General features: G+C 60.5%; 18 protein-coding genes. 7 read left to right on the forward strand and 11 right to left on the reverse strand.

The genetic code is table 11. The features are described from left to right. Nucleotides 1-9: 9 nt before the first annotated feature. The 7 genes from ACA053_RS14780 to ACA053_RS14810 all read right to left on the reverse strand — a co-directional run bounded on the left by ACA053_RS14780 (nucleotide 10) and on the right by ACA053_RS14810 (nucleotide 8,255). The gene (locus tag ACA053_RS14780) at nucleotides 10-1,062 is read right to left on the reverse strand and encodes a beta-keto acid cleavage family enzyme (RefSeq protein WP_497311565.1); all 1,053 of its coding nucleotides are present in this window, start codon (nucleotides 1,060-1,062) and stop codon (nucleotides 10-12) included. Between the two features lie 86 nt (nucleotides 1,063-1,148). Then, on the reverse strand, nucleotides 1,149-1,997 hold the full coding sequence (locus tag ACA053_RS14785; RefSeq protein ID WP_497311566.1) for a TauD/TfdA dioxygenase family protein: 849 nt from the start codon (nucleotides 1,995-1,997) through the stop codon (nucleotides 1,149-1,151). Between the two features lie 14 nt (nucleotides 1,998-2,011). Next, nucleotides 2,012-2,992, reverse strand: coding sequence for a quinone oxidoreductase family protein (locus ACA053_RS14790; RefSeq protein WP_497392903.1), 981 nt, complete (start codon nucleotides 2,990-2,992; stop codon nucleotides 2,012-2,014). Nucleotides 2,993-3,106: 114 nt separating this feature from the next. Then, nucleotides 3,107-3,922 carry a polyphosphate kinase 2 gene (ppk2, locus tag ACA053_RS14795; RefSeq protein WP_497311568.1) on the reverse strand — a complete coding sequence of 272 codons (816 nt, stop codon included), beginning with the start codon at nucleotides 3,920-3,922 and terminating at the stop codon, nucleotides 3,107-3,109. A gap of 82 nt (nucleotides 3,923-4,004) precedes the next feature. Next, nucleotides 4,005-5,786 carry a SulP family inorganic anion transporter gene (locus tag ACA053_RS14800; protein WP_497392904.1) on the reverse strand — a complete coding sequence of 594 codons (1,782 nt, stop codon included), beginning with the start codon at nucleotides 5,784-5,786 and terminating at the stop codon, nucleotides 4,005-4,007. A gap of 198 nt (nucleotides 5,787-5,984) precedes the next feature. Next, nucleotides 5,985-6,182: a YbdD/YjiX family protein gene (locus tag ACA053_RS14805; protein ID WP_109631600.1), complete on the reverse strand. Its 198-nt coding sequence runs from the start codon at nucleotides 6,180-6,182 to the stop codon at nucleotides 5,985-5,987. A gap of 15 nt (nucleotides 6,183-6,197) precedes the next feature. Further along, nucleotides 6,198-8,255 (reverse strand): carbon starvation CstA family protein, encoded by a 2,058-nt coding sequence (locus ACA053_RS14810; RefSeq protein WP_497311570.1) that lies wholly within the window; start codon nucleotides 8,253-8,255, stop codon nucleotides 6,198-6,200. Between the two features lie 389 nt (nucleotides 8,256-8,644). Between ACA053_RS14810 and ACA053_RS14815 the strand changes: the two genes are divergently transcribed. Continuing rightward, nucleotides 8,645-10,012 (forward strand): cache domain-containing protein, encoded by a 1,368-nt coding sequence (locus ACA053_RS14815; protein ID WP_109631606.1) that lies wholly within the window; start codon nucleotides 8,645-8,647, stop codon nucleotides 10,010-10,012. Between the two features lie 32 nt (nucleotides 10,013-10,044). Continuing rightward, the gene (locus ACA053_RS14820) at nucleotides 10,045-10,677 is read left to right on the forward strand and encodes a response regulator (protein WP_497392905.1); all 633 of its coding nucleotides are present in this window, start codon (nucleotides 10,045-10,047) and stop codon (nucleotides 10,675-10,677) included. A gap of 10 nt (nucleotides 10,678-10,687) precedes the next feature. Here ACA053_RS14820 and ACA053_RS14825 read toward each other — a convergent pair whose 3' ends face one another. Continuing rightward, nucleotides 10,688-11,212, reverse strand: coding sequence for a transporter suffix domain-containing protein (locus tag ACA053_RS14825; RefSeq protein ID WP_497392906.1), 525 nt, complete (start codon nucleotides 11,210-11,212; stop codon nucleotides 10,688-10,690). Nucleotides 11,213-11,328: 116 nt separating this feature from the next. On the opposite strand from ACA053_RS14825, the gene ACA053_RS14830 reads away from it, so the two are divergent. The 3 genes from ACA053_RS14830 to ACA053_RS14840 are packed head-to-tail and all read left to right on the forward strand — an operon-like array spanning nucleotide 11,329 to nucleotide 15,017. Next, nucleotides 11,329-12,870 (forward strand): efflux transporter outer membrane subunit, encoded by a 1,542-nt coding sequence (locus tag ACA053_RS14830; protein WP_497392908.1) that lies wholly within the window; start codon nucleotides 11,329-11,331, stop codon nucleotides 12,868-12,870. Next, nucleotides 12,863-14,002: an HlyD family secretion protein gene (locus ACA053_RS14835; protein WP_109631618.1), complete on the forward strand. Its 1,140-nt coding sequence runs from the start codon at nucleotides 12,863-12,865 to the stop codon at nucleotides 14,000-14,002. Before ACA053_RS14830 ends, ACA053_RS14835 begins: the two co-directional genes overlap by 8 nt. Further along, a complete protein-coding gene (locus ACA053_RS14840) occupies nucleotides 13,992-15,017 on the forward strand; it encodes a DUF2955 domain-containing protein (RefSeq protein WP_497311576.1) in 1,026 nt (341 codons plus the stop codon). The genes ACA053_RS14835 and ACA053_RS14840 overlap by 11 nt, the downstream gene beginning before the upstream one ends. Here ACA053_RS14840 and ACA053_RS14845 read toward each other — a convergent pair. Together ACA053_RS14845 and ACA053_RS14850 are read right to left on the reverse strand one after the other, a co-directional pair. Continuing rightward, nucleotides 15,002-15,457 (reverse strand): YMGG-like glycine zipper-containing protein, encoded by a 456-nt coding sequence (locus ACA053_RS14845; RefSeq protein WP_109631623.1) that lies wholly within the window; start codon nucleotides 15,455-15,457, stop codon nucleotides 15,002-15,004. The genes ACA053_RS14840 and ACA053_RS14845 overlap by 16 nt on opposite strands. 144 nt (nucleotides 15,458-15,601) lie before the next feature. Then, the gene (locus ACA053_RS14850) at nucleotides 15,602-15,898 is read right to left on the reverse strand and encodes a hypothetical protein (RefSeq protein WP_109631626.1); all 297 of its coding nucleotides are present in this window, start codon (nucleotides 15,896-15,898) and stop codon (nucleotides 15,602-15,604) included. A 169-nt stretch (nucleotides 15,899-16,067) separates the two neighbouring features. On the opposite strand from ACA053_RS14850, the gene ACA053_RS14855 reads away from it, so the two are divergent. Continuing rightward, nucleotides 16,068-18,455: a DUF3772 domain-containing protein gene (locus ACA053_RS14855; protein ID WP_497392910.1), complete on the forward strand. Its 2,388-nt coding sequence runs from the start codon at nucleotides 16,068-16,070 to the stop codon at nucleotides 18,453-18,455. Nucleotides 18,456-18,475: 20 nt separating this feature from the next. Here the strand turns inward: ACA053_RS14855 and ACA053_RS14860 are convergent, their stop codons facing one another. Further along, complete coding sequence (locus ACA053_RS14860) at nucleotides 18,476-19,399, reverse strand: helix-turn-helix domain-containing protein (RefSeq protein WP_497392911.1); 924 nt, start codon at nucleotides 19,397-19,399, stop codon at nucleotides 18,476-18,478. Nucleotides 19,400-19,560: 161 nt separating this feature from the next. On the opposite strand from ACA053_RS14860, the gene ACA053_RS14865 reads away from it, so the two are divergent. Continuing rightward, a complete protein-coding gene (locus ACA053_RS14865) occupies nucleotides 19,561-20,919 on the forward strand; it encodes a glutamine synthetase family protein (protein WP_109631634.1) in 1,359 nt (452 codons plus the stop codon). Nucleotides 20,920-20,968 lie beyond the last annotated feature (49 nt).

Raw genomic sequence — 20,968 nt, forward strand, 5'->3', positions numbered from 1 at the left:
GTCTGTCGATCAGCCGCGTTGCGGCACACCTTTCTGCCCGGCCTTGCGGTTGGGGGCCATGCCGTTGGCCAGCAGCGTTTCTTCAATGCTCTGGTACTGCACGCCGATGCGGTAGATCTCACGGGCTTCTTTGCCGGTGGCGATTTCGCGACCCAGTTCATGGGCGATGCGCACAGTCTGCTGGATCTGCGCAACTGAGCCGAAACGATCGCCCTTGTGATCAATGATAGTGTCTTCATTGCCCACACGCGGGTGCATACCCATGGCCATCGACATGGTGTTGAACGGCATGACGTTCTTGAGCAGCGACTCGGAGGTCAGGGTGCAACCGTCTGGCGCGCGGTGGATGAAGTTGAAGAAGTTGAATGGATTGGGGCCATCGAAACCGCCGCCAATACCGATCCAGGTCAGGTTCAACGGGCCCTTGTAGACGCCCTTGCGCACCAGGCGCTCGAGGGTTTCCAGCGCGTGCATGCCGGTCAGCTGGAAGTGCGGCTGGATGCCGTTGTCCATCAGACGCTTGAGGTGCTCGGCGACCCAGGCCGGGCCTGCCGGCACGGTCATCTCGCTGTACGCTGCCTGAAAAAGGGGGTTGGCCAGGGACGTGCCTTCCAGGTATTCCGGATACAGCAGTTCCATGATGTTCATCTGGGTGGTGTTGATCGCCACGGTGACCTGATCGGGTTTTGGCGTCAGCTCGGCCAGCATGTGTCGCGTATCGTCAGACAGCCACTTGGCCGCTTCGCCATCGCTTTCCGGCGCGAAGGAAATCGAGCCCCCGACCTGAATGATCATGTCCGGCACGGCTTCACGCACACCGGCGATCAACTCGTTGAACTTGGACAGGCGCTTGGAGCCCTTGCCGTCCAGTTCGCGCACGTGCAGGTGCAAAACCGTTGCTCCCGCCTCATAACAATCCACCGCCTTCTGCACCTGCTCGTCCATGGTCAGCGGGATGTCTTCGGGAAAGTCTTCAGGCATCCATTCCGGGCCGTACGGGGCCACGGTGATGACGACCTTTTCCATGTTTTCCGGGTGCAGGGAATCGTCGAAGAATTGCATGGGTTACTCCTGTTCTTATTGGTTATCCGCCCAGCCGGGATCGTGCCCGGTGGGCGCAGTGACGAGTGCGAATGCAGAGGGGTCGATCAGTAAGTCTTGTCGCCGATGATCCCGGCACGCTCCATCTTGCGGTGGCACGGCGGGTAATCCATGACCGCGTAGTGCTGGGTGCTGCGGTTGTCCCAGATGGCGATGCTGTTCGGCTTCCAGCGCCAGCGCACTTGGTACTCGGGGATGTACGCCTGGCTGATCAGGTAACGCAGCAATTCACTGGCGCCCGGATTGGCGTCCTGGCCGAAGCGCACGCGCTCGGGAGTGTGGTAGTTGCTGAAGTGGGTGGTGAAGGCATTGACGAACAGCACCTTTTCCCCGGTTTCCGGGTGGGTGCGCACCACCGGGTGCTCGGCGTCCGGATACATGGCCTTCAGTGCCAGGCGCTTTTCGACCGGCATGGCCGCGCCGAAACTGGCCTCAATGCTGTGCCGGGCGCGCAGGTCGGCGATCTTCGACTTCACATCATCAGGCAGGTTTGCGTAGGCTTCGACCATGTTCGCCCACATGGTGTCGCCGCCCACAGGTGGACATTCCACGCAGCGCAGCACACAGCCCATCGGTGGCGCCTCGCGCCAGGTTGCGTCGGTGTGCCAGGCGTTTTCGTAGCGGTCCATCGGTTGGTCCGGCTTCTTGTAGATGCGCACCAGACCCGGGTGATCCGGGTCACTGCCGGCCACCGGATGATCCTCCAGCTCGCCGAAACGACGGGCGAAGGCCACGTGCTCGGCACGACTGATGTCCTGATCGCGCAAAAACACCACGCGATGCGTGAGCAACTGGGCACGAATCTCGGCAAAAAGACCGTCGTCATGGATCGCATCGGCGAGGTTGACGCCGATCAGTTCCGCGCCGATGTTGCAGGTCAATTGTTCGACTTTCATGGCTGGCCGCTCCCTTAAATGACGAAAATCGACGAGCCGGTGGTCTTGCGTGATTCCAGGTCACGATGGGCCTGCACGGCATCCTGTAGAGCATAGTGCTGGTTAATCTCGATCTTGATCCGGCCGCTGCCGACGAGATCGAATAGTTCGCCCGCCAGCGCGGCTTTTTCCGCAGGATCGGCGATGTAGTCGGCCAGGGCCGGGCGGGTCAGGAACAGCGAGCCTTTCATCGCCAGCATCACCGGATCAAAGGCCGGGATCGGACCGGAAGCCGTGCCCACGCACACCATCAGGCCGCGCCGCTTGAGCGAGTCCAGGGAGCCCATGAAAGTATTCTTGCCCACACTGTCGAACACCACGTTGACGCCGACGCCGTCAGTCAGTTCACGAACGCGCTGGGCGACATCTTCATGGCTGTAGTTGATGACATGGTCGCAGCCATGGGCGCGGGCGATTTCGCCTTTGACGTCCGTGGAGACGGTGCCGATGACCGTCAGGCCGAGCAACTTGGCCCACTGCGAAACGATGAGCCCCACACCCCCGGCGGCGGCATGCAGCAGAATGCTGTCGCCGACCTTGAAATCATAAATACGCCGCATCAGGTACGCCGACGTCAGGCCGCGCATGGTCATGGCCGCAGCGGTTTCGAAGCTGATGGTTTCCGGCAGTTTGATCAGCGGTGCGGCCGCGATCAGGCGCTCGGTGCTGTACGCGCCCAGCGTATTGAGAAAACCGGTGTAGGTAACGCGATCGCCGACTTCGACGTGGGTAACGCCCTCGCCCACAGCCTGTACGACACCAGAGGCTTCAACGCCCATGCCGTTAGCCAACGGGATCGGGTAGGTGCCATTGCGAAAGTAGGTGTCGGCATAGTTCAGGCCGACGGCCACATGACGCAGACGAACCTGACCCGGGCCAGGTTCCCCGACCTCGACGTCTTCATAACGAAGGACTTCGGGACCACCGGTTTCGTGAAAGCGGACGGCTTTGGCCATGTTTTCTTATTCTCCAGTCTGCAATGCGTCGATTTACGCTGACTGGACTGTAGGACGCCGCCTGATGAGACGCTTCTCATCAGACGACAATGGCTTTTCATTTCATGACAATCGTCAGAACTTCTCAGCGACCCGTTTGAGTGGGTAATTCGGTTCACGGTAGCCCCCCGGCCGCTGCCGTTTAGGCAACTTCACTGTCTCGCGCGGCACCTCCTCATAGGGAATACGGCTGAGCAAATCGGTGATGATGTTCAGGCGCGCCCGCCGCTTGTCATTGGAGTTGGCCACCAGCCATGGGGCATGTCCGGTATCCGTCGACTTGAACATGTCATCGCGTGCCCGGGAATAGTCATACCAGCGGCTGTAGGACTTCAGGTCCATGGCAGTCAGCTTCCAGATCTTGCGCCCATCCTTGATGCGTTCCTCAAGCCGGCGAGTCTGTTCTTCAGGGCTTACTTCCAGCCAATACTTGAGCAGGATAACGCCCGAGTCGACTATGGCGCGCTCCACAAGGGGGATGGCCTTGAGGAAACCGGCGACCTGCTCTTTGGTGCAGAACCCCATCACCCGCTCGACGCCCGCACGGTTGTACCAACTGCGATCGAAGATCACCACCTCGCCGGCAGCAGGCAGGTGCGGCAGGTAGCGCTGCACATACATCTGGCTTTTTTCCCGGTCGGTCGGTGCAGGCAGCGCCACGACCCGGAAGATCCGCGGGCTCACCCGTTCGGTCAGCGCCTTGATCGTCCCGCCTTTGCCGGCCCCGTCGCGGCCCTCGAAGACAATGCAGATCTTGATGCCCTTGTGCTTGACCCACTCCTGCAGCTTCACGACCTCGACATGCAGTCGGCGCAGTTCGCTCAGGTAGTCCTTGTTTGACATCTTTACGCTGTCGTCGCTTTTTTTGGCGCTTTTCTTATCCTTTGCCATCACCAAGACCTCACGAGTGCCTCATTCGTTTATAGCCGTGAACCAACCGCGTCAGTCTAGTCCATGGCGCAACTGTCTACCTTCATCGAGCCTCTTCTTGCCGATCCACCTGATGGGTCAGCAAATAGCTGTCGACGGCGGCGCCTATTGTTGGGAAAAACGCCTGTTCGCCCAACTGCTCGAAGAGCCCGAACCGCTTGAGCTTGTCCTTGACCGGGTCTTTCATTTCGGCAATACACAGCTCGATGCCAGCGGCGTGCAACGTTTCGGTCAGTTCAACCAGCATGTCAGCAGAGGTCACGTCCACGCTGGTAACCGGTTCCGCCGTCACGACCAGCCACCGCACTGGCGTCGGCGATGCAGCCAAGGCACTCAGCACGCGGTCCTGAAACTGTTCGGCATTGGCGAAAAACAGCGGTGCATCCCAGCGAAACAGGACCAGTCCGGGGATAAGGCGCGCCTCGGGATAGCGCTGGATGTCATGGTAGCCCTTGAGACCTTCCACGCGTCCGAGCACTGCAGAATAGGGACGCCAGCCATCCCACAGGAATTCGATGACGGCAATCACGATTGCCAGGCCGATGCCCTCAATCGCTCCGAACACGGCCACGCCCACCGTGCAGGCGATCGACAGCCAGAACTCCCAGCGTTGCATGCGATAAATTCGCCGCAAGTCGCTGACCTCGATCAAGCCGATGGCCGATGCAATGACGACCGCCGCCAGTGCACTGGTGGGTAAATGCTGCAGCAAGTTCGGCGCCACCATCAGCAGCAAGGCGACACACAGCGCGCCGACCACGCCGGTTAGCTGGGTTCTGGCACCGGCGGCCTCGGCCACGGGAGTGCGCGACGAACTGCTGGACACGGGAAACCCCTGAAAGAACCCGGCGGCCAGGTTGGCGATGCCAAGCCCGACCATTTCCTGGTTCGGGTCGACATAGGTGCGCGTCCTGGCGGCATAGACACGGGAAAGCACGCTGGTGTCGGCGAACGAGATGAGGGCCACCGCGCAACCACCGATCAGCACGGGGACGATATCGGCGGTCGTGATCCAGGGGATGGCAAAAGAAGGCAAGCCCTGCGGGAGGGAACCGAGAATCGATACATTTGCCCGCTCGGCGAGGTCCAGCCCACCCACGGCGACGGTCGCCCCAACCACGGCAATTAGAATGCCCGGCACGCGCTTCTGGCCTTTGAGCAGCAAGATGACTGCCAGGGTGGACAGGCCGACCGTGAACACGGTCCAGTTGGTTTCGCCCTCCATGACCGCCGTGGCGATGGCCCACAGGTTTCTCAGCGGCCCGTCCGCCTCGATCGAAAAGCCGAAGAGTTTCGGCAGTTGGCTGATCAATACGGTCAGGGCTATCCCGTTCATGTAGCCGTAGCGGATCGGTTTGGACAGCAACTCGGTGACGAAGCCAAGACGTGCGATCCCCGCCAGGACGCAGACCGTCCCTGAGACGATGGCCATCATGCCCGCCAGGGCGACTGCGCGCTGCGGATCGCCGCCGGAGAGTGGCAGGACGACGGCGAGGATGACCGCAACCAATGAGGAATCCGGGCCCAATACGAGAATCCGGCTAGGCCCGAACAACGCATAAGCGAGTAGCGGGACGATGGTCGCGTAAAGACCATAAATGCCGGGCAGGCCTGAAGCTTGCGCGTAGGCGATGCCGACCGGCACCAACATTGTGGTCAGCACCAGCCCGGCCATGATGTCGTGCCGCAACCCGGCAATCGGGTATCCGCGCAGTGTCTGCAGTCCCGGCATCCAGCGACCCCAGCCGGTCTGATCGCCCGCCTTCACCCGCGGTGCAATACGCCCCGGCTCCGGGACTGGGGGCGAAACATTGGAGTCGCTCATAACTCGGTGGCCGCTGAATGGCTGAAAAAAAAAGCATAGCCGCTGGCGAACGCGCATGCCTCGCCGGGGAGCAATCAGGTAGTGCGACGACGGCGAAGGCAAAGAAAAAGCCCGGATGACCAGCGATGACGATCTTGAGATCGCTATCGCTGGTCATCCGGGCTCCATGAGAGCGACCCGTTACCTAAGCGTCATTATTCAACAACACTTCGGTCCAGCCTTGCTGCCGTAACGGGCCTCCTGGCGTTCCCGAAAGAACACCTCATAGCTCATCACCGGTTTGTCCGGGTGTTTGCTCTGCATATGTTCGACGTAGGTGTCGTAGTCCGGCATCCCCACCATCAGGCGTGCGGCCTGACCGAGGTATTTGCCGAGACGACTCAGGTCATTGAACATGGGCGCCCTCCTCCGTCACGCTTGCGGCAGCGCCTGGTACGGTGCTTCTTTATCCGTACGCTCCTTGGTGCCCCAGGCGGCAATGCCGACCTTGAGCGCAAAGAACAGAATGCTGAAGACCACCAGCAGGAACAGCGCCGTGAGCGTTGCGTTGGTGTAAGCGTTGTAGATCACGTGGTGCATCTGGTCGATGCTTTTGGCCGGGGCGAGGATCTGACCGTTGGCCAGCGCATCGCTGTACTTCTTGGCCAGCGACAGGAAACCGATCGCCGGGTTGGCATCGAACAGCTTGATGAAGCCTGCGGTGGTGGTGCAAATCAGCAGCCACACCGCTGGCAACATGGTCACCCAGACGTAGCGCTGGCGTTTCATTTTGATCAGTACGACGGTCGCCAACATCAGCGCGATACCGGCCAGCATCTGGTTGGAGATGCCGAACAATGGCCACAAGGTGTTGATGCCGCCCAGTGGATCGATCACGCCCTGGTACAACAGATAACCCCACATCGCCACACAACCGGCAGTTGCGATCAGGTTGGCGGTCCAGGACTCGGTGCGTTTCAGGGATGGCACGAACGAGCCGAGCAAATCCTGGAGCATGAAACGTCCGGCACGGGTGCCCGCATCGACGGCTGTCAGGATGAACAATGCTTCGAACAGGATCGCAAAGTGGTACCAGAACGCCATGGTGTTTTCACCCGGCAGAACGTGGTGCAGGATCTGCGCGATGCCGACTGCCAACGTTGGTGCGCCACCGGCACGGGCCAGAATGGTGGTTTCACCGATGTCCTTGGCCACCGCTTGCAGCGCTTCCGGGGTGATTGCAAAACCCCAACTGCTGACGGTCTGAGCAACCGAAACAGCATCGGAGCCCACCAGCGCCGCCGGGCTGTTCATGGCGAAATACACGCCCGGTTCGATTACCGAAGCCGCGACCATGGCCATGATGGCGACGAAGGATTCCATCAACATGCCGCCATAACCGATGTAGCGGGCATGGCCTTCACTGGCCAACAGTTTCGGCGTGGTGCCGGAGGCAATCAGCGCATGGAAACCGGAGACCGCGCCGCAGGCGATGGTGATGAACAGGAACGGGAACAACCCGCCTTTCCACACCGGCCCGGTGCCGTCGATGAACTGGGTCAGTGCCGGCATTTTCAGGTCGGGCATGGTGACCAGAATACCGATCGCCAAAGCGACGATGGTGCCGATTTTCAGGAAGGTCGACAGGTAATCACGCGGCGCCAGAATCAGCCACACCGGCAATACCGCGGCGACAAAACCGTAGCCGATCAACATCCAGGTGATCTGAATGCCCGTGAAGGTGAAGGCTTTGGCCCAGACCGGGTCAGCGGCAATCTGCCCACCGAGCCAGATCGAACCCAGCAGCAACAGCACACCGACGATGGAGATTTCACCAATGCGGCCCGGGCGGATGTAGCGCATGTAAATGCCCATGAACATCGCGATCGGGATGGTTGCCATCACCGTGAACATCCCCCACGGGCTCTCGGCCAGGGCTTTCACGACGATCAGCGCCAGCACCGCTAGGATGATGATCATGATCAGGAAGCAGCCGAACAGCGCAATGGTGCCAGGGATGCGGCCCATTTCTTCACGAACCATGTCGCCCAAGGAGCGGCCGTTGCGGCGAGTGGACATGAACAGGACCATGAAGTCCTGAACCGCACCCGCCAGCACCACCCCGGCGATCAGCCACAGCGTGCCGGGCAGATAGCCCATTTGCGCCGCCAGAACCGGGCCGACCAGCGGACCCGCGCCAGCGATGGCCGCGAAGTGGTGACCGAAAAGCACGTGTTTGTTGGTCGGCACGTAGTCCAGGCCGTCATTGTTGATGACGGCGGGCGTGGCACGATTGGGGTCGAGTTGCATCACCTTGGTGGCGATGAACAGGCTGTAGTAGCGGTATGCGACGAGGTAGATAGCGACTGCTGCGACTACGATCCACAGGGCATTGATCGCTTCGCCGCGGCGCAGGGCCACGACACTTAGCGCAAACGCTCCCAGGACAGCCACGGCAAACCAGGCGAGGTGTTTAGCCAGACGGGGCATAGCGTGTCTCCTGCCGACAGCCAGTGACTGCGGCGGTAATTTTTATAATTGTGTCCGCGGTGCGGAGCTGGCCCAATATCCCCGCATGCCGTCTACAAATAAATCCGCGTTACTACGTACGTGGCGTCTACGTAGTTCTACGTAGACGCCACCAATCTGTCAGCTGAAATGCAATACCCCTGTGGGAGCCAGCCTGCTGGCGATGGCGGACTGACATTCACCATTGATGTTGACTGTGCCACCGCCATCGCCAGCAGGCTGGCTCCCCACAGGGGGCTTGCGTTTAATTCCGGCCGCAGGTCATTCCGTCCAGCACCGCTACTGGAGCCGCGTATCTTTGGCATATGATGCCGGGCCATCGCCTTCCCTCGGTCCGGCCAGGAGCCAAGATGCAGCTCAAACACAAAATCGTCGCGCTCGGGATTCTGCCGCTGGTGCTGGCGATCGCCGTGATCTGCGCGCTGGTGATTTCCCTGAATCGCCAGCTCGGCGATCAACAGGCGCAACTGATCGAAGACAGCATTCTGGCGAGCAAGCGTGCCGAGCTGAAAAACTACGTGGAAATGGCGCAAAGCCTGATCGCGCCGCTGTACGACGACGGCCACGGTGACGAGCGTGCCCAGCAAAAAGTGCTGGAGGAACTGCGCAAACTCAGCTTTGGCATCAATGGCTACTTCTTCGTCTACGACCGCGAGGGTCGCAGCCTGATGCACGCACGCCAGACGGAACTGGTGGGCAAATACCTGTGGGACATGAAGGACCCGCACGGTTTGCCGGTGATTCAGGCGCTGCTCAAAAGTGCGCAGTCCGGCGAAGGTTTCCAGCGCTACGCCTGGAACAAGCCCTCCTCCGGCCAGGTGACCGACAAACTCGCTTATGTGGTGATGCTGGATCGTTGGGGCTGGATGCTTGGCACCGGCATTTACCTGGAAGACGTTGAACGCGCCACCCAGCAAGCACGCGACGAAGTGGCTCACGGTATCCGCAAGACCATGCTGGCGATTGCCGCCGTCGCCCTCGTGGCCGTGCTGTTTGTCTTCGCCAGCGGCATGACGCTCAACGTCAGCGAACATCGTCTGGCGGACAAAAAGCTACAGCGTCTGACCCAGCGGATCGTCAGCTTGCAGGAAGAAGAGCGATCACGGGTTTCCCGCGAGCTGCACGACGGCATCAGTCAGGTGCTCGTCTCCATCAAGTTTCAGTTCGAACTGGCCAGTCTGCTGCTGGAGAACGACCAGGGACAAGACAAGGGTTTGAGCACGCTGAAAGACGCCACGGCGCGCCTCGGCGACGCGATTGGTGAGGTTCGCAGCCTCTCCCATGACCTCCGTTCGTCACTGCTCGACACCCTGGGCCTGCCGGCGGCGATCGGCCAGCTCGCCGCAGAATTCGAGCAGCGCAGCGGTCTCACCGTGACCTACGACGACAATGAGTTCGACTGCGATCTGGTGGAAGGCGCAGCGGTCTCGCTGTTCCGTATTGTGCAAGAAGGCCTGACCAACATCGAACGCCATGCGCAGGCTAAAAACGTTTCGATTACCCTGCACGGCTCGGAAGATACCGTTCGGCTGACCGTGATCGACGACGGGATCGGTTTCAACGTCGCCCAGGTCGAACGTCGCCACGCCGGCATTGGCCTGCGTAATATCCGTGAGCGAGTCGAACATTTTGGTGGGCGTTTCGACCTGATTTCGATGCCCGGCAGAAGTGAGCTGGACGTGCTGCTGCCAATGAAAATGCCGGGCACAAAACGCTGACTCGCCCCCTTACAACAAGAGTGAATACCGCGATGAACCTGCCCCACCCGATCCGCGTCGCCCTGGTCGACGATCACTCCCTGGTCCGCGACGGGATCAAAGCGCTGCTGGCGGTCATGGCGCCCCTGGAAGTGGTGGGCGAAGCCGAGAGTGGCGCGCAGGCCATCGAGATGGTCGGGCGCTGCCAGCCAGACTTGCTGCTGGTCGACATCAGCCTGCGCGACATGAACGGGCTTGAATTGACCCGAGTGCTGCGCGCCCAGTATCCGCCGCTGAAGGTTCTGGTGCTGAGCATGTACGACAATTACGAATACGTGAGTGAGTCGGTTCGCGCCGGTGCCAGCGGCTATGTGCTGAAGAACTCACCGTCGCGGGAAATCATTGCGGCCATCGAAGCCATCGCCAGTGGGGGCACGTTCTACAGCGCCGAAATCGCCCAGCGGCTGATTGCCGAAAAAAGCACCGACAACGAGCTGACACCCCGCGAAAGCCAGGTGTTGTACAAAATGGCCCAAGGGCTGAACAACAAGGAAATGGCGCGCGAGCTGGACATCAGCGTGCGCACCGTAGAAACCCATCGCCTGAGCATCCGCCGCAAGCTCAACATCGATAAACCCGCGGCGCTGGTCAAATACGCGATCGATCACGGGATCATTTCGCGCTAGCAGGCAGGCCTCACACCGCGTCTGGAGTGACGACCTTTGCCGTGCGGATAAACAACGCCCGCACCTTCTCCCAGAAATTGCCCCCCAGCACAAAAAAGCTGCCGATCAGCATGGCATCGCCCAGCAATTGAAGCTGCCAAAGGTTCGGTCTGAACCCCGGCCAAAACGTGTCGACGTAGGGTTCAAGAAAGGCCGAGATCAACGGCAGGCAAAACATCACGATACCGATCCTGTGACGGATCGGACCTACTTCGGTGTCCATGGACGGCGCCAGCCCGGATACATAACCGAACAGCTTGCTCTTCAACTGCTGAAATCCGGCCTTGCCCATGACGGCGATGACGATGATCAGCAGGACTTTATTGCTGATGAACAAAACGCCGGTCAGCGCGGCTACTCTTGAACCTGGAATATCGAGCGCCGCGGCAATCGGCACCATCAGCCAAGAACCCAGCATGACGCAGATAATTGCGATGCCTACTTTGAAGCGCCAACCAGCGGAATGCGGTTCGACATAACCTTGGGGGTTACTCATGAGTGTCCTGCCTATAAGTGATCGCAGAAGGTTTGAGGGTGCTTGAGAAGCTTAGCAGCCGGTTGCTCATTTGGACGGCTATGCTCCAGTGACCTTTCCCGGTTGGACGATACGCGATGCATCAAGGCCGTTCCTTGCTGAGGCTGCCAGGCCACCTCCTCTTGTTCGCTGCACTTGGCCTGAGTGGCTGCGTGCGGCTGGGGCCGGACTTCCAGCCGCCGGGCGAAAAATGGGTCGAACGCTGGAACACCGCAGCCCTTGAACAGGCCAGTCAGCGCGCAACCCATCCGGATATCCGCCAGTGGTGGCAGGTCTTCAACGATCCGCTGCTCAATGAGCTGATTGCCGCGTCCGATGCCCATAACTCCAGCCTGAAGATCGCCGGCCTGCGCGTGATGGAGGCCCGTGCCCAATTGGGCATTGCGCAAAGCGGTCTGTACCCGCAACTGCAGCAAGCCAGCGCCGACAGCTTGTACTTCAACCGCCGGCAATCCGGTGGCACCAATCCTCAGGACAGCCATTTCTGGCAATACAGTGGCGGGTTCGACATTGGCTGGGAGCTGGACTTCTGGGGGCGTTTCGCCCGCGCCATCGAATCTTCCGACGCCAATTACTTTGCGGCCCAGGCCAACTATGAAGACGTGCTGGTATTGCTGCGCGCCCAGGTTGCCGACACTTACTTCTCGTTGCGCACCACCGAGGCGCGGTTGCGCGTCGCCCGGGAGAACGCCAAACAGCAAAAGCGCAACTTCGAGATCACCGAAAAGCTGTTCAACAGCGGCCAGCAAGCCGAACTCGACCTGCAACAGGCTAAAACCCAATACCTTGGCACATTGAGCACCATCCCCACCCTTGAAGACCAGTTGCAACGAACCCGCAACGCCTTGGCCGTGTTGATCGGGCAAGCGCCGGGCGCCTTACCGCTGCTGGTGAATAACGAAGGCTTGATCCCGCTGGTCGATCGCGCCGTGCTCCAGGATGTACCGGCCAATCTTTTGCTGCGTCGGCCCGATGTGCGCGCCGCCGAGCTGAATGTCGCGGCCCAGTCGGCGTTGATCGGCGTGGCCGAAAGTGATTTCTATCCGTCGCTGACCTTGCTCGGCAGCATCGTCTGGTCGGCCGATACGCTCAATGGAACGTCCAGAAGCCTGGACCTGATCGGCGGCCCCAGCCTGCGCTGGAACCTGTTCGACCATGGCCAGATCAGCAACAACGTGCGCATCCAGGATGCGCGGTTGCAGCAACTGATCGAGGCGTATCGCGACAAGGTCCGCCAGGCCGCGCGCGAGGCTGACGATGCCGCCACAGGCTTGATCAAATCCCTGGAGCGCGAACGCATCCTCAGTGAGGCCGAAGTGGCGGCCAAACGCTCACTGGTGCTGGCCAGCGCGCAGTACCGCGAAGGTTACTCGGACTTTCAACGCGTGCTGGATGCTCAGCGCGCATTGCTCGAACAGCAGGACAACTACCTGGTCGCCCGCAGCAACGCCGTGAGCAATCTGATCGCCCTGTACAAATCCCTGGGCGGCGGTTGGTACAGCGCCCAGCCCAAAGTCGATGAAGCCACCCGCCAGCAGATGGAGAAACGCACCGACTGGGGCGACCTGCTGAGCGAGCCCGCCGCCCCTCTGCCCCACAAGGTAAACAGCCATGAGTGAAGTCGCGCAGCCTGTCCCCGAGGCACCTGCCCCCAAGCCTCCCGCGCCTGCCGCCGACCCGGCGAAAAAAGGCATCAAATGGGTGCTGATCCTGATCCTCCTGAGCCTGGCGTGGTACTTGGCGGCGGACCGCTTCACGCCTTATACACAACAAGCGCGAGTGGGGGCCTTCGTCATTCCGGTCGCCTCGGAAGTGGCCGGTCGGGTGATTCGCGTCAACGTGCGCAACAATCAGGACGTCAAGGCTGGCGATGTGCTGTTCGAAGTGGACCCGCAGCCGTATCAGATTGCCGTCGACCGCGCCCGTGCCGACCTTGAATCGACCCGTCGGCAGATCGGCGCCAGCACCGCCGGCATCGCGTCGGCGCAAGCCAACTTGCGCGCTGCCCAGGCTAATGAACTCAAGGCAAGACAAGACAATCAGCGCCTAGAAGGCCTGTACCGCGAAGACCCTGGCACCATTTCCGTACGCCTGCTCGAAGTGTCTCGCGCCAACCGTGAACAGGCGGTCAGCCAGGTCGCGGCCGCTCGCGCCGAAGTGCAACGTGCGCGCGAGCAAGAAGGCGGCAGCGAGGAAGACAACGCCCTGCTGCGTAGCGCCGCCACGGCCCTGTCAAAAGCCGAGCTGGACTTGTCCAATACGCAGATTCGCGCCCGCTCAGCGGGGCTGATCACCGACCTGCGCACCGACGCCGGGCAGTTCGCCGCGGCCGGTGGCCCGGTCATGACGCTGATTGCCATCCACGATGTATGGATCAGCGCGGACATGACCGAAAACAACCTCGGCCTGGTGAAAGTCGATACGCCGGTGGCGATCGTCCTGGATGCACTGCCCGGCGAAGTGTTCGATGGGCGGGTGCGCAGTGTCGGGTATGGGGTCAGCGTCGGCCAGCCTCCCGCGCCCGGTACCTTGCCTGGCGTGCAAAACAGCCGCGACTGGCTGCGGCCGGCCCAGCGGTTCCCGGTGATCATCGAGTTCTCCGAGGACGCCCGAAAAGCCTTGCGTGACAGCCGCGCCATCCGTGCCGGCGGCCAGGCCGAAGTCATGGCCTTCCCTACCCAGGGCAATCCGCTGAACCCGTTGGGCCGGGTGTTTGTGGGGTTCATGAGCTGGTTGTCGTATGCCTACTAAACGCACGCCCCGGGAACAACGCGCATTGCGCCTCGCCACGGGCACGGCGTTGTGCCTGGCCGCGAGCTTCGGCCTGGGATTGCCGATCCCCTTTCTGGCGCCGGTGCTGTGCCTGATCCTGCTGGCCTCGATCAACCGCCCGTTGCCGTTCAAGGCCGCGGTGGTGCTCGCACTGGCCGCGATGTTGACCACGGGCCTTGGCCTGTTGCTGATCCCGATCCTGCGTTATTACCCTGTCACTGGCGTTCTGCTGATCGGCTTGAGTCTGTTCCTGGTGTTCCGTTTTGGACTGCGCGGCGGCAATGCCCTGATCGTGACGTTTCTGGTGATTGGCCTGACAATGATTTCCTCGGCCGGGGTCGCCGAATTCGATCTGGCGGCGATGGTCATCGGCGCTCTGGTCAAAGGTTTATTGCTCGCCGTTGCGGTCATGGCGCTCAGTCATGGGTTATTCCCGGATCCGCCCAATGCCCCTTCCCCGCCTCCCGCGCCCGCTTTGCCCGCCGAAGAAGTCAGTCGGGTGGCGCTGCGTGCAACCTTGATCGTGTTGCCGACGTTCTTGCTGGCCTTGATCGACCCGGCCGGTTACCTGCCGATCATCCTCAAGGCCGTCAGCCTGGGTCAGCAAAGCTCCACGACCAACGCCCACACCGCCGGCCGTGAACTCGTCGGGTCGACCTTGCTTGCCGGTTTGCTGGCGATCCTGTTCTGGAGCGCCCTCAGCTTGTTTGTGCACCTGTGGATGTTCTACTTGTGGATGCTGCTGTTCGGCCTGGTGCTCGCGCGCAAGCTGTATGCCCTGAGCCCGACCCGGTTCACCCCAGGGTTCTGGCTCAACACGTTGATCACGCTGATCATCCTGTTGGGCCAATCGGTTCAGGACAGCATCGCCGGCAAGGACGTGTACACCGCGTTTGCGGTGCGCATGGGCTTGTTCCTTGCCGTCACGTTGTATGCCTGCCTGATGGTTTATCTGCTCGAACAACGGCCACAAAAAGCTCAGGGATTAACCTGATAGCCCTTGCCTTGCAGGCAACTGGTGTACGCCGTCGAGGTGTTCGCGGCACTGGTTTTCTCTTGTGCCCGACGCTCCTGACGCTGACGCGAACCGCCGACCACCGCCCCCGCCGCGGCGGTCTCTTTGGCGCGATTCTGCCGATAGTCCTGCTTCACGTCGTCATCGACACGATCATAAGCCTCGTCATGCCGATTCCCACGCACTTGTGCCCCGGCCGCTCCGGCGGCGGCCCCCACGGCAGCACCTTTCAGGCGCCCTCCTGAGGGAGACGGCGCCGTCGACGCAGCCTGGCTGGCCGCGATGCTGTTGCATTCATTGATGTCCAACTGGGTCTGTTGCGAACTCTGCCCTTTCATCGGAACGACCGTTGCAGCCCAAACCGGGGTGCATGAAACCGACAAGAGAACGCACAGGCCAAAGGACGATACCTTGCTCATTTTGACCTCCAAAGCAGCTCGTCACTCTGCAAGAACGCAGGCTGGTAAACCGCTGACGGCTGATGACGGGCTCGATTCAGCAACAAGAAGTGTAGATCACCCGGCACTCGCTCTCCGTTGGAGGCTGCTAATTGAGGGCCTGAATTAAGGGGTCACCTGGTATCCCTTTGCCAGCAGGCAGTTTGTGTACGCCTGTTTCGTGGCGTCATCGCCTCCTTCATAAAATTCGTCATGCTGACGCCCGGGCTGTTCAGCCACGGTTGTACCGGCAGCAGGCGCCGCCGCAGTGCCCTGGCTGAGCGCTACGTCATGGCAGTCATCAATATCGAGTCGGGTTTGTTGCGAGGTCTGTCCCTGCACCGGCACGACCGTTTCGGCCCAGGCCTGGGTGCATGAAACCGACAACAGAACGCACAGGCCAATAGACGGAATCTTGTTCATGGTGACCTCCCCGGGGCCTTGTTGAGCAACCAAGAGTGTAGATCACGCGGCATCCACTCCCTGCGCGGTATTGCCTCTTCCGGACAGTCAGCAGGATTCTTTTCGATCGTTTTGGCGTGATGGCCTAACCTCATAGGTTGAGCGACCCACAACAGAGTCGAGCACTCCCATGCGTAATGCATTGAAGTTAATGATGTTCGTCGTGCTTACGCTGCTGGGAACCAGTGGCGGAGTGCTGTCGGCCGCCGACCTGCCGCCGATGCCAACCCCTATGTCAGGTACTGCGACTGTTGCTATCTCCCAGAGTGATCTGCTGGAACTGCAACTCCGCCTTGACCGAATCAAGCAACAGATTTCGCTGGCCAATAACCTTACCCAAATGACCGGCCTGCAAGACTCCGTGCAGTCGTTTATCAACGATGTGGACAGCCTCCAGTCATCCCTGCTGCCCGAACAGAAGCAACTGCAAGCCCAGCTTGATGTGTTGGGCCCGGTATCACAGGAGGATGTCGCGTCCGAGAAAACGGATATTTCGACGCAAAGAGCCTATCTGTTCGAGCAAAAGACCAAAATCGATTCCAGCCTGAAAACCCTGACGGCGCTTCGAAACAATGCCGCTGACCTCATCATTCAAATCGCCGGCATTCGCCGCAGCCTGCTGGAAACCGAAGTCACGTTGCGCAGCGGCAGCATCCTGGGCCCGGGATTCTGGGCGCCGTTGTTCAATCCGCTGAAGGAGGACCGCCAGCGGCTGAGCGATTTCATCCAGCAGGCCTCCAGTGCCATCAAGAATGCCTGGCAACCCGGCGAGCGTCTGTTTGCCGTCGCGCTGATCTTGCTGGCCGTGAGCATCTGGTCCTGGGGACGAAGAATCGCCGAGCGCGGGCTGACCTGGGTGTGTATTCATCGAATGCCGGAAGGACGTTTGCGGCGAAGTTCGCTCGCACTGGCTTCCGTTGTAGCCACGGTATTGGCCACCGCTATTGCGATGCAACTGCTGTTTTATGCGCTGACTCGACAATTGCCGTTGACGCCCCTGATTCAGACCTTTGCCGAAGAATTCGAAAAAGTCATCTACGTCTGCATCCTGATTACCGGCCTGAGCCGGGCGATGCTATCGACCAAACATCCCTCCTGGCGACTGCCGGCGATCGCCGATCCCGTGGCACTGGCAATCCAGCCGTTCCCCAGGATGCTGGCCGTCACGTTGCTGATTCTGGTGGGCCTGGCACAGATCACCAACGTCACCGGCATGAGCCCGCCCGCCATCCTCTTCGGCCGGGGTTTGATCGCGCTGGCGGTCACCTTGATTATCGGTACGTTGTTCCTGCATGCCAGCAAAGTCCGCAGAGCCGTGGCGGCCACCGGTGAAGCACCGGAGTCGAGCACCACCGTCGCCGGCCTGATTTATTCATTCGCCGGTATCGCCATTGTTGTCGCGATGATTGCCCTGCTGATCGGCTACATCTCCCTGGCGCGATTCATCACCTACCAACTGGTCTGGGGTTTTATCATCCTGTCGGGCTTCTACTTGTTGACCCAGTTGTTCAGAGACAGCTGCGAGTACCTGTTTTCTCCCAAGAGCCCCAGCGGCAAGGCGCTCAAACAGTTGCTCGGGATCGGCGACCTGCGCCTTGAACAAGTGTCGATCATTCTGTCCGGGGTCGGTCGTGCCGGTTTAATGCTGCTCGCCGTCATTTCACTGTTTGTCGGTGGCGTCGGCACCACACTCGGGCAATTGTTCACCCAGACGTTCGCTATCCTTGGCGGCGATGGCCTGCGCAAACTCAATATCATCCCGGGCCACTTGTTGAATGCGCTGCTGGCCCTGTTCATCGGCATCTACCTGATTCGCACACTGCGCCGATGGCTGGACAACGAGTTCCTGCCCAAGACCGACATGGACCCCGGCATGTGTGCCTCGCTCAGCACACTGTTCGCCAACATCGGCTATGCCCTGGTGATTCTGCTGACACTATCGTCTCTGGGCATCAAATGGACCAATCTGGCGTGGATCGTCAGCGCCTTGTCGGTGGGGATCGGTTTCGGCTTGCAGGAAATCGTCAAGAATTTCGTCTCCGGCCTGATCCTCCTGACCGAACGCCCGGTCAAGGTCGGCGACCTGATCAGCATCAGCGGCGTCGAAGGCGACATCCGCCGCATCAACGTCCGGGCCACGGAAATACAACTCAGCGACCGCTCGATCGTCATCGTGCCCAACTCACAACTGATTTCGCAGAACCTGCGCAACGTCACCCTCGGCGGCAGCGCACAAGGGGTGGCGACACTGGAACTGATGTTCCCGCTGGACATTGACCCCGAGGAGGTACAAAACCTGCTGTACACCACCTACGCCGAGCACGAAACCATCCTCGACAAACCGGCGCCCTTCGTACGGTTCAGCAAACTGAGCCCCGAGGGCATCACGCTGACGGTCACCGGTTACGTCAGCAGCCCGAGGATTGTCAGTACGACCAAGAGCGATTTGCTGTTTGAAATCCTCAAACGGTTGGGCGCGGCGGGTATTGAGCTGGCGAAACCCGCATCAACCACTTGATAAAACCGGCTTTGGCGACGTCACGTCAGTGTTGCGCGAGCGTTAACCGCACGCTTCAGCGTTTCACTCGGCAGTTCCTTGAACAACGCCCGGTAACTGCTGGAAAACCGCCCCAGATGCCAGAACGACCAGTTCATCGCCACTTCGGCGACGGTGGTGTCATTCGGTGTTCGCGCGAGCAATTCGCGGTGTGCGCTGTTAAGGCGGCGCAGGCGCAGCCAGTGGGTCGGCGTCATCCCGGTGAAAGCCTTGAACGCGTGCTGCAACTGACGCAGGGAAACCCCGGCGACCTGGGACAGCTCCAGCAGGTTGAGGGTTTCTTCCGGTGAGTCGGCGGCCCATTCGCCGATGCGTTTCATCACCGCGCGTTCTTCGGTGCGGCGCTGCAGGCCGCCGCGATCGAGGCACACGCAGGCGTTGTCGAGGATGTACAGGCAATCCTCTAGCAGTTGCTGGGTCAGCGCTTCTTTGCTCGGCGGGTCAAGCGTTTCGGCGAGCCGAGTCAAGGTGCCGCTCAACCAGCGGCTGAACAAGGCGTTCTGCCCCGAGTTCAGTGGCGACATGAACAAGCCTTCCAGCCGCGCGACATTCAAACCGTGACGCTGCACGAACTCCGGACCGAACACCACGGCAACTTCCTGGTAGTTCTCCGGGGTGATCCAGGTGTTGCGGCTTTCGCCATTCAACACATACAGCGCGTTGTCGCTGCGATCGAAACAGAACGCCAGCGAACCCTCGGGCGCGCTGAAATTCTGTTCGACCCGGGTGTTCATCTGCTCTTCGTAGATTTCCACGCCTTGCAGGTCGAGGTAGCGCACACGCCCGGCGAAATGCCCCGGCGACATCTGCTGATAATGCTGGACCCAACCCGGCGTGGCGCGGATTTGCGCGGCGACATCGTCGGTGTTGAACGCTTGAACCTGAATCGGACTGGACGCTGACATGAATGACCTTACGCACTCGTTTGGTGCGTTTTGGTGCTGCTGAAAGTGGATAGATGGAACCGCAAGGCTCGCCCAAGATAGTCGTCAACGCGCCTCAGGGGAAGTGTGTGGTGGATGAAACCACCCTCCCCGGCGTTAATAAAACCAATAACGAGGTCTTTATGAATGCCCCTTTCGATCAGCTGTTCACTTGGCTGAAAGATCACAAGATTACCGAAGTCGAGTGTGTCGTCAGCGACCTGACCGGCATTGCACGCGGCAAAATCGCACCCACCAACAAGTTCCTGCATGAGCGAGGCATGCGCCTGCCGGAAAGTGTGTTGTTGCAAACGGTAACCGGGGACTTTGTCGACGACGACATCTACTACGACCTGCTCGATCCGGCCGATATCGACATGGTTTGCAAACCCGTCGCCGATGCGGTGTATGTGATTCCATGGGCCATCGAGCCGACCGCCATCGTGATCCACGACACCTTCGACAAGTTCGGCAACCCGATCGAACTGTCGCCGCGCAACGTACTTAAGAAAGTCCTGCAGCTGTACACCGACAAAGGCTGGCGGCCGATTGTCGCGCCGGAAATGGAGTTCTACCTGACCCAACGCTGCGAAGACCCGGACTTGCCACTCAAGGCACCGCTGGGCCGTTCGGGCCGTGCGGAAAGCGGTCGTCAGTCGTTTTCCATCGACGCCGCGAACGAATTCGATCCGCTGTTCGAAGACGTCTACGACTGGTGCGAACTGCAAGGCCTGGACCTCGACACTCTGATCCACGAAGACGGCCCGGCGCAGATGGAAATCAACTTCCGTCATGGCGACGCGCTGGACCTCGCCGACCAGATCACCGTGTTCAAGCGCACCATGCGTGAGGCGGCGCTCAAGCACAACGTCGCCGCGACGTTCATGGCCAAGCCGATCGGCGATGAGCCCGGCAGCGCCATGCACATCCACCAGAGCGTGGTCGACATCGCCACCGGGCAGCCGATCTTCGCCAATGCCGACGGCACGATGAGCGAGCTGTTCCTGCACCACATCGGCGGCCTGCAAAAGTACATTCCGAAAGTGCTGCCGATGTTCGCGCCCAACGTCAACTCGTTCCGCCGCTTCCTCCCGGACACTTCGGCACCGGTCAACGTCGAATGGGGCGAAGAAAACCGCACCGTCGGCCTGCGTGTGCCGACCTCCACGCCGGATTCGATGCGCGTGGAAAACCGCTTGCCGGGGGCTGACGCCAACCCGTACCTGGCGATCGCGGCCAGTTTGTTGTGCGGTTACCTGGGCATGGTTGAACGCATCGAGCCGAGTGCGGCGGTGCAAGGCCGAGCCTACGAGCGCCGCAACCTGCGCCTGCCGATCACCATCGAGGATGCGCTGACGCAGATGGAAGAGAGCGAAACCATCGGCCGGTATCTGGGCGACAAATTCGTGCGCGGTTACGTGGCGGTCAAGCGTGCCGAACACGAGAACTTCAAACGGGTGATCAGCTCCTGGGAGCGTGAGTTCTTGATGCTTAGCGTCTGACATTTGCGTTGTCTGTGAAGGCCTCATCGCGAGCAGGCTCGCTCCCACA

The organism is Pseudomonas sp. LBUM1672 (assembly GCF_059695655.1).

Coding starts and splice junctions, on each gene's coding strand:
- ACA053_RS14780 (WP_497311565.1), bottom strand. CDS start 1,062: ATGCAATTCTTCGACGATTCCCTGCACCCGGAAAACATGGAAAAGGTC.
- ACA053_RS14785 (WP_497311566.1), bottom strand. CDS start 1,997: ATGAAAGTCGAACAATTGACCTGCAACATCGGCGCGGAACTGATCGGC.
- ACA053_RS14790 (WP_497392903.1), bottom strand. CDS start 2,992: ATGGCCAAAGCCGTCCGCTTTCACGAAACCGGTGGTCCCGAAGTCCTT.
- ppk2 (WP_497311568.1), bottom strand. CDS start 3,922: ATGGCAAAGGATAAGAAAAGCGCCAAAAAAAGCGACGACAGCGTAAAG.
- ACA053_RS14800 (WP_497392904.1), bottom strand. CDS start 5,786: ATGAGCGACTCCAATGTTTCGCCCCCAGTCCCGGAGCCGGGGCGTATT.
- ACA053_RS14805 (WP_109631600.1), bottom strand. CDS start 6,182: ATGTTCAATGACCTGAGTCGTCTCGGCAAATACCTCGGTCAGGCCGCA.
- ACA053_RS14810 (WP_497311570.1), bottom strand. CDS start 8,255: ATGCCCCGTCTGGCTAAACACCTCGCCTGGTTTGCCGTGGCTGTCCTG.
- ACA053_RS14815 (WP_109631606.1), top strand. CDS start 8,645: ATGCAGCTCAAACACAAAATCGTCGCGCTCGGGATTCTGCCGCTGGTG.
- ACA053_RS14820 (WP_497392905.1), top strand. CDS start 10,045: ATGAACCTGCCCCACCCGATCCGCGTCGCCCTGGTCGACGATCACTCC.
- ACA053_RS14825 (WP_497392906.1), bottom strand. CDS start 11,212: ATGAGTAACCCCCAAGGTTATGTCGAACCGCATTCCGCTGGTTGGCGC.
- ACA053_RS14830 (WP_497392908.1), top strand. CDS start 11,329: ATGCATCAAGGCCGTTCCTTGCTGAGGCTGCCAGGCCACCTCCTCTTG.
- ACA053_RS14835 (WP_109631618.1), top strand. CDS start 12,863: ATGAGTGAAGTCGCGCAGCCTGTCCCCGAGGCACCTGCCCCCAAGCCT.
- ACA053_RS14840 (WP_497311576.1), top strand. CDS start 13,992: ATGCCTACTAAACGCACGCCCCGGGAACAACGCGCATTGCGCCTCGCC.
- ACA053_RS14845 (WP_109631623.1), bottom strand. CDS start 15,457: ATGAGCAAGGTATCGTCCTTTGGCCTGTGCGTTCTCTTGTCGGTTTCA.
- ACA053_RS14850 (WP_109631626.1), bottom strand. CDS start 15,898: ATGAACAAGATTCCGTCTATTGGCCTGTGCGTTCTGTTGTCGGTTTCA.
- ACA053_RS14855 (WP_497392910.1), top strand. CDS start 16,068: ATGCGTAATGCATTGAAGTTAATGATGTTCGTCGTGCTTACGCTGCTG.
- ACA053_RS14860 (WP_497392911.1), bottom strand. CDS start 19,399: ATGTCAGCGTCCAGTCCGATTCAGGTTCAAGCGTTCAACACCGACGAT.
- ACA053_RS14865 (WP_109631634.1), top strand. CDS start 19,561: ATGAATGCCCCTTTCGATCAGCTGTTCACTTGGCTGAAAGATCACAAG.